Here is a 13,293-nt window from a genome sequence, read left to right as displayed (position 1 = left end):
TGATCAGCGCGACAGCTGGTCGATCTTGCGGTCGACGAAGCTGCGCAGTTCCGGTGTCAGGCCGCCGGTGCTGCGGGCGCGGTTGTAGGCTTCGCGCGCTTCCGGCAGGTGTTGGTCGGCTTGCAGCGAGATCCCCAATCCCATCCACCATACGGCATTTTGCGGCGCCAGCTGCAGCGCGGCGCGGTAATGATCGGCCGCTTCGGTGTGGCGCTGTTCACGTTGCAGCACGCCAGCCAGGAAGGCATGGTAATCAGCGCTGTTGCCGGCATACGGCAAAGTCTTCAACAGCGTGTCCAGCGCCGGACCACCCTTTTCCAATTGCAGGCGTGCCAGCACCATCGCCAACCCCGGCTGGCGCGGATCGATGCCGAGCGCGAGGCGAAGCTGACGGATCGCATCATCGGTGCGGCGGTTTTCCAGCAGCAGGCTGACATAGGTCTGGCGCGCTGCATCATTGCGCGGATCGATTTCGACCGCCTTGTCCAGCTCCGCCAGCGCCGCACTGACGCGACCTTCCTGCAGCGCCGCCAACGCGCGGCGATAACTATTCTCCGACAGCTGTTTCGGCGTCTGCACCACGCCCTCGCCAGTCGACGGCGCAGCAGCTGGCCCGCGCGCAGCCTTGCGCGGCGCCGGCTCGGCGCGAGCGTCCGTCCCCTCCGCCGCGTGCGATGATGCCGAGCGCGCGGGGCGTGGCGACTTGGCCTCGCCACGCGCCGCTGTGGCGTCGTCCTCGCGCGCAGCAGGCGCCGGCTTCACGCCGCTTGCGGCCGACACGGCTGCCACGCTCGCTGGTTCGGCCGGCTTGGCGGCCGGCGGTTCCTGGAAGCGCGGCTGGCCAGGCACACGGTTATCGATCACGCGCACCGGCTGCGGTGGCGCTGGCGGCGGCGCTTGATGCGCTTGCCAGTACTGCCAGCCATACCAGCCGCCAGCCGCGATCACCAGCACACCGGCCACCGCGCCGCCCAGCAGCATCGGCCGCCGGTCGCGCTCCATCGAAGGCACTGGTTTCACCTCATCCTGCTGCACGGCCGACGCCGCGCCGCCACTTGCGCGCGCGTCCAGATCCTGCAGCATTTTATTGATCAAGCTCATTTGGTCAGCGCCCAAGTCAGCCCACACGCGGCGATCAGCAAACTCAGCCCCGCCGCCATCCACGCCCAGCGCAGGGCACTGCCCTGCGGCGTCACGGTATCGCTGGCCGCCAGGTTCACGTGGCGGCGCGTGACCTGCTGCTTGCCCTCGCCGTAGCACAGCATCAGCGCTTTATTTGCCATGATGTTCACCAGCCGCGGAATCCCGCCGCTGGATTTGTACAAGCCCGCAATCGCACCGCGACTGAACAACCGCCCACCCGCATACCCGGCTACGCGCAAGCGGTGCGCGAGGTAGTATTCGATATCATCGCGCGACAGCGGCCCAAGGTGGTAATGGAAGGTGATGCGCTGCGCCAGCTGGCGGATCGAATTCTCCTGCAAATGCTGGTTCAGCTCCGGCTGCCCGAACAACACGATCTGCAGCAGCTTGCGCTTCTCGGTTTCCAGGTTGGTCAGCAGGCGCAAGGCTTCCAGGCTCTCGGTCGGAATCGCCTGCGCCTCATCCAGCAGCAGCAATACCTGCTTGCCTTCGCGCGCCAGATCCATCAAGCGATGGGTGATCGACTTCAGCAACTGGTGCTGATCCACATCGCGCTCCAGCGGCACTTCCAGCTCATCGGCCAGAGCCAGCATCAGCGTGCGCGGTTCCAGATACGGATTCGGAATGTAAGCCGTGACAAAATCCGGCCCCACCGTCGCAATGAACTTACGGCACAGCAGCGTCTTGCCGGTGCCCACTTCGCCGGTGATCTTGATGAAGCCCTCGCCGCTCTTGGCCGCCACCAGCAAGGTATTCAACGCCTCCTGCGAATGCGGGCTGGTGAAGAAATAGCTGGTGTCCGGCGTGATGCTGAACGGCGCCTCGCGCAGGCCGAAGTGTTTGCTGTACATGATCAGTTCCGCCCCTTGCCGCGTGAGGGATCGAGCTCCTTCATGCGGCGGCTGCTGTCGAGCAGGTCCTGGTTCCAGTCCGACGACGATTCCACCACCGTCGGCTTGATCAGCACCACCAGCTCGCGCTTCTGGATGATTTCGCTCTTGCTGCCGAACAGCGCGCCCAGCACCGGCACGCTGCTGGCGCCCGGCACGCCGGAACGGTCGGTGGTCGTGGCCTGGCGCATCAAGCCGCCGATCGCCACCACTTGTCCGTTCTGGCCGCGCACCATGCTATCCATTTCCGAGGTCGACGACGCCGCCAGCGGCAAGGTGAAATTGCCCAGCGAGCCGAGGTTCAAGCCCTTGTTCACGGTCGACACCTGGCTCACCGACGGGTGCACGTGCAGGATGATGTTGCCGTCTTCATCAATCTGCGGCGTCACATCCAGCACCACGCCGGAGAAGAACGGTTGCAGCGTGACGGTCGGCGAGCTGACGCCGGTGCCGGTGCCGCTGGTGGTCGTGGTGGTGCTGACGCCGGTCACATAAAACTCGTCGGTGCCGATTTTCAGCAGCGCCTTCTGGTTGTTCAGCGTGGCGATGCGCGGGCTGGACAGCACGTGCACCGTGCCCTGCCCTTCAAGGAAGGAAATCAGCGCGGCGAAATTACTGGTCTGGAAGGCCATGCCGAACAGCGTGCCGGCCGCATCGGCCGCCGCGCCCAGCGTGCTGCCCGGCGACGAATTGATGCCGGACTTGCCGACGCTGCTCAACGCCGTGCCCAGCGGGCCGAGCGTGGTGTCCGGCTGGACCGTGCCAGCCGAGAAGCGGTTATTTCCACCCGCAGCGAACTTGCCGAACGCCGCCCAGTTCACGCCGCTCTGGAAATTGCTGTTCAATTCCACTTCGAGGATCTTGGCCTCCAAAATTACCTGGCGGTCGACCGACAGCTGGGTGGCTTTCAAATACATGTCCACATTGCGCAGTTCGTCCGGCATGGCGCGGATCACGATCACGCCCGATTGCGGGCTGATGGTGACGCTACGGCCATCCTTGCCGGTTTCCACCAGCGCTTCCAGTGCGGTCTTCAGTTCCAGCCAGAAGTCGCTTTCCGAGCGGGTCGAGACGTTGGCGGAATCGCGCTGCGATGTGCCACGGCTGTTCGGGTTGTTCGAATCAGAGTCGTTGCCGCCGCCGCTGTTGTTGTTATTGTTATTGTTGTTCCCGCCGCTGCTCTGGTTGCCGCTGTTGCTGGTGCCCGCATTCGCCACCGAGGTCGACGACACTCGCAGGCTGGAGGCGCCCTTGCGTACCGCCACCAGGTAATTAATCTTGAACATCTTGGTCTGCATGGTCAGCGGACGGATGTAGATGCGCGTGCCTTCCACCTTGTAGTCGTAGCCGTACATCTCGCGCACTGCGTCGAGCGCTTCGAACAGGGTTACGTCTTTCAGGTTGGCAGTGATATTGCCGCTCACCTCGGGGTTGATCAGCATGTTGTAGCGGGTGCCCGCCACGATGGAGTTATAGAACTGCTGCACCGGCACGTTGTTGAACGATACGTTGAAACGCTCATCCAGCACCGCACGCGCTTTCGGCAGCTGGTCGGCCAGTTGCGACACCGGCGGCAGCAAGGCGCTGGCCACGGCATCGTTCTGGCGCGCGGCGGATGGCTTGGCGGCGGCCGCGTTCACCTCGGTGTTGATCTTGTCGTAGGTGTCGCGCGTGGACGGCGTCTGGCAGCCGCCGAGCAGCAGCATGGTCGCGATGGCGATGGTCAGAATTTTTTGCATAAGCGTTCTTCGCGTTTATTTCTGCGCCGGTTCCGGGAACAGGGTCAGCACCTGCCTGTTCCGGCCGTTTTGCAGCACTACCTGGTTCTTGCGGACTTCCACCAGCACCGCTCCGTTAAATTTTTCACCCTTGCGGATGGTCTGGCCGTCGATCACCGCCACCTCGCGCCCGCGCGAGCCGATCAGCACCGATTGCAGCTGCGGGCCTCTCGGCACGGCCGGCGCTTCGCTCTGCGGCAGCAGGCGCGATTCCGGCGGCGGCTGGGTCGGGTCGGCCAGCGTTTGCGCATGCGCTTGCACGGCGCCGACCAGCAGCAGCATCAGCAACAGAGGTGAGCACAGCAGGCGCTTCATAGTTTCATCCATTTCGGGTCCAGGCTCAACGTGTACAGGGTCAGCGTCAGGCGCGAATTCGGATACTGTTGCGCGTCCAGCTTGGCTTTGCCCCAGAACAGCTGCACCGGCAGCGATTCCAGCGCTTCCATGTAATTCACCATGTCCAGGTAACTGCCTTGCAAAACGATCTCCACGCCGTGCCGATACAGCAGCTCGCGCGGCTTGGGCTGCGGTGCGGGGTTCGCCGGCACGGCGGGCTGGGCGCCGGCCGCCGGGGCGGCAGCGGCTGGCTGCATCGCCTCGTTCAAGCCTGCGACTGGCAAAGTCTTCATCGACATCAGCTTCAGCTTGCCATTGCCGCGCAGCAGATGATCGAGCAGCGGCGCGATCTTGTCCGGCGCTACCAATCCTTTTTGCACCGCCATCAGGCCGGCGCTGGTGGTGTCGATTTCATGCTGGACCGCCTTCAGCTTGTCGCGCGTGGCCGCATCCGGATCGACCACAAAGCCCTGCGCCATCGCGGCAATTTCGTTATCGATGCCGCTGATCTGGTTTTGCTGCTGCTTGACCTGCAGGCGCAGCAACTTCTGCTTGTTCAGCAACGGCTCCATCGACACCGTGTACAGCAGGAACAGCACCGCCGCCACCGCCGCCACAAACACCATCGCGCGTTCGCGCAAGGTCATGGCGTCCAGCTTGGTGCTGAGCTTAATCCATTGTTGCAGCAGCTGCTGTTTCATTTGGCAGCCTCCTGCGCGGTCGATTGCAGGCTGAACTCGACAAACGGCGCTGCCGCTGCCGCTGCCGGTGCAGCGCCCGGCGTGGCTGCGGGCGCCGCCGCATCCGGCCGCCCGATATCGAGGCTGGCGAAGGTCTTGCCGCGCATGACGCGCTCGCCCGTCAGGCGGGCGATGTAATTTGGAATCAGCGTGGCCTGCATGGCCCTGCCCTGCACGCCGATATCATTGCCGGCGCCGTTGATGCTCACACCGGTCAGCCACAAGCCGCTCACATTCTGGCGCGAGAACGCGCGGAAGTATTCGGCATAGCCGGCCGTATTGCCGAGCGCCCCGCCCTGCAGCACCGACGACACATCGTGCAGCGCCTTCAATTCCGCTTCGGCCGCCGTCACCTGCGCCGCCAGCGCCGGATCCTTGGCGCGCGGCGCGAATTGCGTGCGGGCCTGGTTCAGGCGCTGCTCGCGTTTGGCCAGCATGGCCTTGCCGGCCGCCGCTTCCTGTTCCAGTTCGTCCACGCTGCGCACCGCGTACCAGTTCAACAGCAGCGCGCCGGCCAGGATGATGGCCAGCGCTTCCGCCATCGGCACGGCGGTAAAAATCGTCTTCTGCTTGAGGAAGATGGGATTGAAGAGATTGATCTGCTGGCTCACAGACGCACCTCCTCATGCCGCAACGCCGCGCCCAGGGTCAGGAAGAAGCGCTGCTGTTGCGCCGGATCCTGCAACTCCGGCGTACGGCTCAGGTCAAACACATCGTCCAGCGTCATCGCCTCCACCGGCATGTACAGGTTGGCGGCCAGGTGTTCATGCAAGCCTTCGGCGCCGGTCGGCGCCAGCAGCAGCTTGATCACGTTCACGTAATGGAACTGGCGGTCAAAGTGGTCAAGCGAGCGTTGCAGCTCCAGCGTGATCTTGTCGAAGTGGACTTGCTGGCGGTCCGAATCGCGCTCCAGCAATTGCTCGAGCGTGACGTCGATACGGCGCGACAGGTACAGTTCGGCTTTATAGGTAATGGTCAGCAGACCGCCGTCAGCGTCGAAGGACAGCATGGCCAGGCCACGGCCGTCGGTTTCCAGCAGCGCGGAGATATTCCGCTGCGCCATTTCGGGAATGTCGATCACCGTCAGGTCCAGCTTGGCTTCGCTGAACAACTCCTGGCGCGACTGGATCAGCGCATTGCGGGCGGCGATCGCAAACATCGAGTGGCCGCGCGCGGCATTGCTGGCGTCGACCGGAATATCGAGCACGTCGATGGTGGCGTCGTCGACGTGGAAGTCGAGCATATCCTTCAAGCGCCAGCGCACGGCGGTTTTCAGTTCGTCCTGCGGCACGTTGGGCGCATCGACCATCAGCATCTGGTACTCGCCGCCGCCGAGCATGGTGCCGCAGTTGTAGCCGCCGGCCTTCAGGTCCTTGTTGAGTTTATCGAGCGCCTCGGGCGAAAAGCTGGAACCGGACGGATAAAAGGCCGACACCTCGACCACGGCCTTGGCATCGCGGCGGCGCTGAACGCGGCCCGCACAAACGCCATCCCGCAAAAACGTCACGGTCAGCCATCCATCCGATTTTTTAGCCCGCTTAAAAAAGCCCATAGCTCAACACACGAAGTTTACGCGCTAGATGATTGATTATATTCAAGTTGCACCAATTTATATGCTCAGAATGGCAATGATTCCGCAAAAATACACACATTTCCACACAGTTGCGTCTTTAAAGCTGCGCCGTGATCTGGCGCTGCACATAATCCGGGCCTTTATTGTTGGCCGGGCATGGCGACTGGTTGCACGCAGTGACCGTGATGCGGAAATGCCCGGCGGTTGGATCGCTGGGGCTGTCATCGCCATAACCTTTGCTGGGCTGGGTACACGTGATCGTCACCGAGAATGCCGACAAGGTCCCCGGCGGCATGCCAAAGGTGATCGGTGTCGCCGTCAGGCAATTCAAATTCGCCGGAGGGGTGCCGGCGCCGCCCTTCAGTGCGGTGAACAGCGCCCACTCCATGCCGGATCTGGCGGCCAGGTAGGCGCGCGTGCCCATTTCATCCTTGGTGGCGGCATCTTGTTGCGCGCTGCTCAGCGATACCACGGCCACGGCCAGCCCGGCCAGCACCACCAGCAGGAAAATCGCGGTCACCAGCGCGACGCCGGCTTGTTTGCGTAAGGTCTTCATGGCGTATTGTCCACGTGGATTTGGTGAACCAAGGTAACCGTCTCCAGTCCATTGGCCGCGCCGCCGGCACGCGGGCGCGCCAGCGACAAGGTCATGCCGATCAGGGCGCTATGCAGGCTGCCCGCTTGTGCCGCACTAAAATCGCATTCCTGCACGTTGGCAGCCAGCAGCGGATTGCCGCCGACGGCCGGCTGCGGCTGGGTGCTCGCAAAAGCGCCATCTTCAATCCGCGCCAGCGTGCCCGTGCCGTCGGCCCTGCCCTCGCAGCGGAAGGTGACCGGCGTATTGACCACATTGAAGCGGTGGCCTGGCGAGGCATTCGGCGTGGCGGCCAGAGCGAAGGGATTGCTTGTCATGGTCAACAATGGATTCAGATTGACGATATTCAGCGCCGCCACCTGCGCGATGTTGCCACCATCGTAGGCATCGGCGCCGGCGATGCCGTTGCCGAGGTTGTAGATGACGATGTAATCGGTGTTCGGCACGATCGCCGCAGCACCGACCGGCAACGGACCGACGATGTTGAAGGACTTCGCACTGGTCGAGGTAAAGCTCAATGGCGTGGCGCCGGTCACGGTGGGATTGTCCTCCACCGCCAGGTATTGACCACCGGCTTTGGCCGGAATGAACTGCACATACCATACGCCATTGTTGAAGTTGGTGCGGATGCTGTTGGGCAGCGCGCCGCGCAATTCGCGCGCCATACGGCGCAGCGCCAGGTCGGCGGTGTCGCTGAGTTCCGCGCGGCCGGCGGCGTCGACATAGTTTTGCACCGGCTGGCGGATGAACAGCACCATCACGCCGGCCAGCACCCCGGTCACCACCATGACGATGACGGCTTCCACCAGCGTGAAGCCGTGCTGCTTGAGCGTGTGTTTGCGCGAGGTCGTCATGGCAGATAGTTCGGCGCGTAGCGCGTGCGGTAGGCGTCCAGCTCAACGAAATCGTTGGCGCCGGTGCCGTAGGTGGTGCGCAAGGTGATGCGCAGGGCGCGGATATCGCTGGGGTCCGAGGCGATGGCGCGCCCGCCCGGCCCGAGGCGACTGTCTTTGAGGGGATCGGCGTCGGCGACCAGATAGCGCAAGGTGACCGTGGTGGTCATGCCCGCCAGCGAAGCATTGCCAATGGTGCCGCCCGACTGGTTCACGCCCAGCGCGCGGCCGTTGATGTCGACATCGATACCGCTCACGCTGTCGGCAAAGCTGTGCGTGGCGGCGCCGGCGGCGCTGCCGTAGTTGGCGACGTTGCCGTAAGGCCGGCCGCCGGTCGTGGTGCCGATAACCAGCGGCTGGGCCGGGCTGGTGCCGCAGTCGGCTTGCGAGGTGGCGGTGTCGGCTTTGGCATAGCTCGGGTCGCAGTAGGTGAAGCGGGCCAGCAGCACTTCCTCCATCAGCGCTTCGGCGACCATCAGCGCTTGCTTGCGGCGCACCGGGTCGGCGCTGTGGCTGCCGCCGATATTGAGCACGCCCATGATGCCAGCCGCCGCCACGCCGACGATGACCATGAACAGCACCAGTTCGATCATGGTCAAGCCGGTCTGGCGTCGATGGCGCTTAATGGACATAGCCGGTCTCCGCCTCGATGGTGACGGCGTTGCTGGTGGTCCCGCTGGTAAAGCTCAGGATCATCTTGGTGAAGGTGGAGCCGTCGCGGTTGTGTGGCCGGCCGAGGCCGTCGAAGTAGAAGAAACCGCCGCTGCCGAATTCATTGCGGACGGTGTTGCTGGCGACGGCCACGCTGGCATCGGGGCGGCCTTCGCACATCCAGCTGGCGACGTAGGCGCCGTATTGTTGGCAGTAGGCGCGAGTGGCCGTGCCGCCGCTGTTGCTGCCGCCTGGCGCGTAGGCGAGCGAGGCGCCGTCAGGGCAGCCGTTGGAAAAACAGACCGCGAAGCCAGCCGGCTCCGAGCGCACGAAGACATTGCGGTTTTGCGTGACGGCCAGCTTTTGCGCGTAGCGGATGATGGACTTGGCCTGGTCGGCGTAGGAGCGGTTGGCGAAGCTCTTGGTGTCGGCAAACCGGGCGTAACCAATGGCGCCCAGTATGCCGACCAATACCATCACGGTAATCAGCTCCACCATCGTGAAGCCGCCAGACCGCCGAAGTGCAGCGCGGTTCAACGCAGCACCCGGTTATGCCGCAGCGTGATTACTGACCGCAGTTGGTCGTGGTCGACGTAATGACCGGCGGCGTCGTGGAATTGACGGCTTCCGCATAGACGATAAAGCAGGTCTTGCCGAAGGCATTCGCAGAAACACTTTTCGGCTGAATCAGTATGGTTTTATCGAGCACGGCAGGAGCATATTCAGTAGCTGAGGCAACGCCTACCGTCACAACGTAATCGTTATCGGTTAAGCCCGCCGCTTTTGACGTATCAGTATCGGCCTTCGGATAGCCATTCACAATAGAGGTCTTTTGCCCCTCGTTAGTCACTTCGGTACGTGTTGGGTCTACCAGGGCTTGGCCGTGTATCATCGCCACAGTCGCCGAAAGTGCGCCGCGCGCGGCATTCAACGATGCAATGCGCGCGTCGCCACCCAGATTAGCGAACTTCGGCAAAGCGGTGGCGGCGAGGATGCCGAGGATAACGATCACTACAATCAATTCGATCAGCGTGAAGCCGCCTTGGGCTTGTTGGCGCATTGCGGTCGGTGCTGGCTTGTTCATTTGTGTCTCTCCAAATCGTCTTAAAAAGGTCAGTCCTTAACTTGCTCAAAGGCCACACTCTGGGGTTCCGGTGTGGCTGACGGCTTGGCGGGACTTTGGGGCAAGCGAAATAATTTTACCTTGAACTTCAAGCGTTTCGATTGAGCATCTACAAAAGAATTTCTATTATTTAACAAATAAACCAGACTCTTATCCGCCCGGTTGAAACACCAATTTCCCGGCCCGATATCCTTGTCACTTGGGTGAAATAACTCGCCGGCGTAATTGGCTGGCTTGGTTTTTAATAAATTAAACGGATTTTCTTCGGCCAGAAACGTTAAATCGACGTTCCTGCCCGGCAAATTCGCTTCAACCACCTTAATTTCTAAGGCGGTCCTGACGTTGGCCACCGTCATCTCTACGGCCGTCTTCTCCGCCTGGTCCTGGTAAAACCAGATCCGCTGCAGCAGCAAGCCCATCAAAATGCCGATTACCGCCACCGCCACGGCAAATTCCAACAAACTCGCGCCCCGTTGTTTCGCCGACACAGATATTGCCAAGAAAGACATAATTTACTTATGAACGGTGCAAGGCTGCCTTGCCCAGATCCCAGATCGGCAGGAAGATGCCCAGCGCCAGCACCAATACCATGATGCCCAGGAACACAATCAAAATCGGCTCGATCTGCGCCGACAAGGTCTTGAGCTCGTAATCCACCTCGCGCTCATACATCTGCGCGATCTCGTCCATCAGATCATCGATAGAACCGCTCTCCTCGCCCACCGCAATCATCTGCAGCACGATGGGCGTGAACACATTGCTGGCCGCCGCCGTGCGCAGGATACTCTCGCCGCGCTCGACGCCGTCGCGCATCTGCTCGACGCGGGCGGTCAGGTACGCGTTGTCCACCGTCTGCGCCACCACCGACAAAGCCTGCACGATCGGCACGCCGCTGCGGCTGGACAGCGCGAAGCTGCGGGCAAAGCGCGCCATCGTCGCCTTCAGCACAATCTTGCCCGCCACCGGGATCTTCAGCTTGAACTTGTCCCATTCATACAAGCCCTTGGGCGTGGCGATCCACGCGCGGAAGCCCCAGATGCCCAGCGCCACCGCCGCCGCCATCACCGGCCAATAGCGCACCGTGAAGTTGGAGGTGCCAATCAGGATCCGCGTCATCAGCGGCAGCTCGGCGCCAAACTTGGCAAACACGCCGACGAAGGCCGGAATCACAAACATATTCACCACGATCATGGCGATCACCATCGCGATCACCACAAAGGTTGGATAGCGGGTGGCGGTCTTGACCCGCTCGCGCATGTCGCGGTCGAACTCGAGGTGGTCAAACAATCGCAGGAATACCTCCTCCAGCCGCCCGGTCATCTCCCCTACCCGCACCATCGACAAATAAAACGGCGTAAACACATCCGGATGGCGCCGCATGGCGGCCGACAGCTCGCGGCCCGCGTCCAGCGATTCGCGCAAATCCTTGATCACCTTGCCAAAGGCCTTGCTCACCGCCGACTCCTGCAAGCCCGCCAGCCCGCGCATGATGGGCACGCCCGACTTGAGCAGCGTGTACATCTGGCGGCTGAACAGCTGCACGTCCATCGACGTGACTTTCTTTTCCAGCAGCTTGACCCACCAGGTCTCGCCATTGTCGGCGGCGGTCTTTTTGGTGACCACGATCTCGATCGGCGTCACGCCGGTATTGAACAGCTGGTCGGCGACGGCGCCGCTATCGGCCGCTTCCAGCACGCCTTGCATCAGCTCGCCGCGCGCGTTGCGGCCCTTGTAGGCGAAAAATGGCACGGTTTAATCCTCGACCTGGTTACTGATGCGCATGGCTTCCGACACTGTTGTGCGGCCCTGTATCACCAAGGCGACCGCGTGACGGCGCAGCGTTTCGCCGCCCATCTGTGCCTGCGCCACCTTGAGGAAGTGGGCCGGGTCGGGATCGTTGGCGGCATCCACCACCGCGCGCGTCATTTCCAGCAGTTCGTACACGCCGGTACGGCCGCGATAGCCCATGCCGTTGCAGTGCGAGCAGCCCTTGCCGTGGAAATAGCGGCCCTTGTCGACCTTGTCGTTCAGTTCCAGCGTCAGCCATTCGCGCTCGGTCGGGGTCGGTTCGTAGGGCGTGGTGCAGCTTTCGCAGATCACCCGCACCAGACGCTGCGCCAGCACCGCCTGCAGCGAGGAGCCCACCATATAGCGCGGCACGCCCATGTCCATCAGGCGCAGCGGCGTGCTGCAGGCGTCGTTGGTGTGCAGCGTCGACAGCACCAAGTGGCCGGTCATGGCGGCGCGCAGGCCGATGGCGGCGGTTTCCTGGTCGCGCATCTCGCCCACCAGCACGATGTCCGGGTCTTGCCGCAGCGCCGAGCGCAGCACGCGCGCGAAGTTCAGCTCGATCTTGTCGTTGACCTGCACCTGATTGATGCCGGGCAGGCGGTACTCGACCGGGTCTTCCACCGTGATCAGTTTTTTCTCGACCGAATTCAGTTCGGCCAGCGCGCTGTACAAGGTGGTGGTCTTGCCGGAGCCGGTCGGCCCGGTCACCAGCACCAGCCCGTTCGGCCGCTGGACGATGGCGCGGAATTTTTCCAGCACGCCGCGCGGCATGCCGATGGCGTCCAGCCGCAGCTGCATGCCGCCCTGGTTCAGCAGACGCATCACCACCGATTCGCCGTACTGGGTCGGCATGGTGGAGATACGGACATCAATGCGCTGGTTCTTCACCCGTACGGCGAAACGGCCGTCTTGCGGCAGGCGCTTTTCGGAGATATCCAGCTCCGACATCAGTTTCAAGCGCAACGCCAGCGAGGGCGCGATCTTGATATCGGCCTCGGTCTGCAAGTGCAGCACGCCGTCGATGCGGAAGCGGATTTGCAGCCGGCCTTCTTGCGGCTCGATGTGGATATCGGAAGCGCGCACCTGCGCCGCGTCGTCAAACACCGATTGCAGCAGCTTGACCACCGGCGCTTCTTCAAGGTTGGGATTGGCCGCCGCCAGCGCGCCGAAGTCGATTGAGGCGGTGTCGCCCAGATCCTGCTCCAGCTCGCGCGCCAGGTCGGAGATATCCTCGGTGCGGCGGTAGATGCGATCGATGGCGGCCAGCACCTCGGTCTCGTTGACCACCGCCAGCTCGATCTCCTGCTTGACGATGCGGGCGATCTCGTCATACGCAAACAGGTCGGTCGGGTCGGACATGCCGACCAGCAGCGCGCCGTGGCGGTCTTCCAGCACCAGCGCGCGGAAGCGGCGGGCCTGGGTTTCCGGCAGCAGCCGCACAATTTCCGGATTGATGTTGAAGAACTTCAGGTTCAGGTAAGGAATGTTCAACTGCCGCGCCAGCGCGCCGGCGATCTGTTCCTCGGTAACATAGCCGTTCTCGATAAACACGCGGCCAAGCTTGCGCCCGCTGCGCTTTTGATCGGCCAGCGCCAGCCCCAGTTGCTCTTCCGAGAGCAGCTTTTGCTGCACCAGGATTTCCCCCAGCCGGACTTTATCGGGCCTCGACATAAAACCGCTCCTTGAAGATTCTCACCAAAACTTGCGGCCATTCTAGTCCAGAAAGCGGGCGCGACGCGAGCCAAGGTGTCGCTTTCTTCAGACGGATGCGCTACAGTGT

General features: G+C 62.6%; 15 protein-coding genes. All 15 read right to left on the bottom strand.

The genetic code is table 11. The features are described from left to right. Positions 1-3 precede the first annotated feature (3 nt). Positions 4-1,101 carry a tetratricopeptide repeat protein gene (locus BMZ70_RS03720; protein WP_229205281.1) on the bottom strand — a complete coding sequence of 366 codons (1,098 nt, stop codon included), beginning with the start codon at positions 1,099-1,101 and terminating at the stop codon, positions 4-6. Beyond that, positions 1,098-1,994, bottom strand: coding sequence for an ExeA family protein (locus tag BMZ70_RS03715; protein ID WP_092270087.1), 897 nt, complete (start codon positions 1,992-1,994; stop codon positions 1,098-1,100). Before BMZ70_RS03715 ends, BMZ70_RS03720 begins: the two co-directional genes overlap by 4 nt. A gap of 2 nt (positions 1,995-1,996) precedes the next feature. Continuing rightward, a complete protein-coding gene (gene mshL / locus BMZ70_RS03710) occupies positions 1,997-3,772 on the bottom strand; it encodes a pilus (MSHA type) biogenesis protein MshL (protein ID WP_092270084.1) in 1,776 nt (591 codons plus the stop codon). Positions 3,773-3,787: 15 nt separating this feature from the next. Beyond that, on the bottom strand, positions 3,788-4,126 hold the full coding sequence (locus BMZ70_RS03705) for an MSHA biogenesis protein MshK (RefSeq protein ID WP_229205280.1): 339 nt from the start codon (positions 4,124-4,126) through the stop codon (positions 3,788-3,790). After that, positions 4,123-4,848, bottom strand: a complete 726-nt coding sequence (gene gspM / locus BMZ70_RS03700) for a type II secretion system protein GspM (protein ID WP_092270082.1) — start codon at positions 4,846-4,848, stop codon at positions 4,123-4,125. The genes BMZ70_RS03705 and gspM overlap by 4 nt, the downstream gene beginning before the upstream one ends. Next, the gene (locus tag BMZ70_RS03695; protein WP_092270079.1) at positions 4,845-5,498 is read right to left on the bottom strand and encodes a hypothetical protein; all 654 of its coding nucleotides are present in this window, start codon (positions 5,496-5,498) and stop codon (positions 4,845-4,847) included. The genes gspM and BMZ70_RS03695 overlap by 4 nt, the downstream gene beginning before the upstream one ends. Next, entirely contained in the window at positions 5,495-6,394 is a 900-nt protein-coding gene (gene pilM / locus BMZ70_RS03690; RefSeq protein WP_307183327.1) for a type IV pilus biogenesis protein PilM, read from the bottom strand. The genes BMZ70_RS03695 and pilM overlap by 4 nt, the downstream gene beginning before the upstream one ends. A 163-nt stretch (positions 6,395-6,557) precedes the next feature. Continuing rightward, positions 6,558-7,016 (bottom strand): pilus assembly PilX family protein, encoded by a 459-nt coding sequence (locus tag BMZ70_RS03685; RefSeq protein ID WP_092270073.1) that lies wholly within the window; start codon positions 7,014-7,016, stop codon positions 6,558-6,560. Continuing rightward, positions 7,013-7,909, bottom strand: a complete 897-nt coding sequence (locus tag BMZ70_RS03680; protein ID WP_092270070.1) for a type II secretion system protein — start codon at positions 7,907-7,909, stop codon at positions 7,013-7,015. Before BMZ70_RS03680 ends, BMZ70_RS03685 begins: the two co-directional genes overlap by 4 nt. Then, complete coding sequence (locus BMZ70_RS03675; RefSeq protein ID WP_092270067.1) at positions 7,906-8,580, bottom strand: type IV pilus modification PilV family protein; 675 nt, start codon at positions 8,578-8,580, stop codon at positions 7,906-7,908. Before BMZ70_RS03675 ends, BMZ70_RS03680 begins: the two co-directional genes overlap by 4 nt. Further along, positions 8,570-9,136, bottom strand: a complete 567-nt coding sequence (locus tag BMZ70_RS03670) for a pilus assembly FimT family protein (RefSeq protein WP_255372212.1) — start codon at positions 9,134-9,136, stop codon at positions 8,570-8,572. The genes BMZ70_RS03675 and BMZ70_RS03670 overlap by 11 nt, the downstream gene beginning before the upstream one ends. A 28-nt stretch (positions 9,137-9,164) precedes the next feature. Then, entirely contained in the window at positions 9,165-9,683 is a 519-nt protein-coding gene (locus tag BMZ70_RS29170) for a type II secretion system protein (protein ID WP_092270061.1), read from the bottom strand. A 29-nt stretch (positions 9,684-9,712) separates the two neighbouring features. Then, positions 9,713-10,210 (bottom strand): type II secretion system protein, encoded by a 498-nt coding sequence (locus BMZ70_RS03660; RefSeq protein WP_130300920.1) that lies wholly within the window; start codon positions 10,208-10,210, stop codon positions 9,713-9,715. 28 nt (positions 10,211-10,238) lie between these two features. Beyond that, complete coding sequence (locus BMZ70_RS03655) at positions 10,239-11,471, bottom strand: type II secretion system F family protein (protein ID WP_092270055.1); 1,233 nt, start codon at positions 11,469-11,471, stop codon at positions 10,239-10,241. A gap of 3 nt (positions 11,472-11,474) precedes the next feature. Next, a complete protein-coding gene (locus BMZ70_RS03650; RefSeq protein WP_092270052.1) occupies positions 11,475-13,184 on the bottom strand; it encodes a GspE/PulE family protein in 1,710 nt (569 codons plus the stop codon). Positions 13,185-13,293: the final 109 nt, after the last annotated feature.

It is taken from the genome of Duganella sp. CF402, from assembly GCF_900109645.1.
Taxonomy (GTDB): Bacteria; Pseudomonadota; Gammaproteobacteria; order Burkholderiales; family Burkholderiaceae_D; genus Rugamonas.
Note: the sequence above shows the minus strand (reverse complement) of the source record. Positions and strands in the feature narration are given on the sequence as shown.

Bases quoted from the DNA above. Each gene is read 5' to 3' on its own strand.
- BMZ70_RS03720 (WP_229205281.1), bottom strand. From the start codon at position 1,101: ATGAGCTTGATCAATAAAATGCTGCAGGATCTGGACGCGCGCGCAAGT.
- BMZ70_RS03715 (WP_092270087.1), bottom strand. From the start codon at position 1,994: ATGTACAGCAAACACTTCGGCCTGCGCGAGGCGCCGTTCAGCATCACG.
- mshL (WP_092270084.1), bottom strand. From the start codon at position 3,772: ATGCAAAAAATTCTGACCATCGCCATCGCGACCATGCTGCTGCTCGGC.
- BMZ70_RS03705 (WP_229205280.1), bottom strand. From the start codon at position 4,126: ATGAAGCGCCTGCTGTGCTCACCTCTGTTGCTGATGCTGCTGCTGGTC.
- gspM (WP_092270082.1), bottom strand. From the start codon at position 4,848: ATGAAACAGCAGCTGCTGCAACAATGGATTAAGCTCAGCACCAAGCTG.
- BMZ70_RS03685 (WP_092270073.1), bottom strand. From the start codon at position 7,016: ATGAAGACCTTACGCAAACAAGCCGGCGTCGCGCTGGTGACCGCGATT.
- BMZ70_RS03680 (WP_092270070.1), bottom strand. From the start codon at position 7,909: ATGACGACCTCGCGCAAACACACGCTCAAGCAGCACGGCTTCACGCTG.
- BMZ70_RS03675 (WP_092270067.1), bottom strand. From the start codon at position 8,580: ATGTCCATTAAGCGCCATCGACGCCAGACCGGCTTGACCATGATCGAA.
- BMZ70_RS29170 (WP_092270061.1), bottom strand. From the start codon at position 9,683: ATGAACAAGCCAGCACCGACCGCAATGCGCCAACAAGCCCAAGGCGGC.
- BMZ70_RS03650 (WP_092270052.1), bottom strand. From the start codon at position 13,184: ATGTCGAGGCCCGATAAAGTCCGGCTGGGGGAAATCCTGGTGCAGCAA.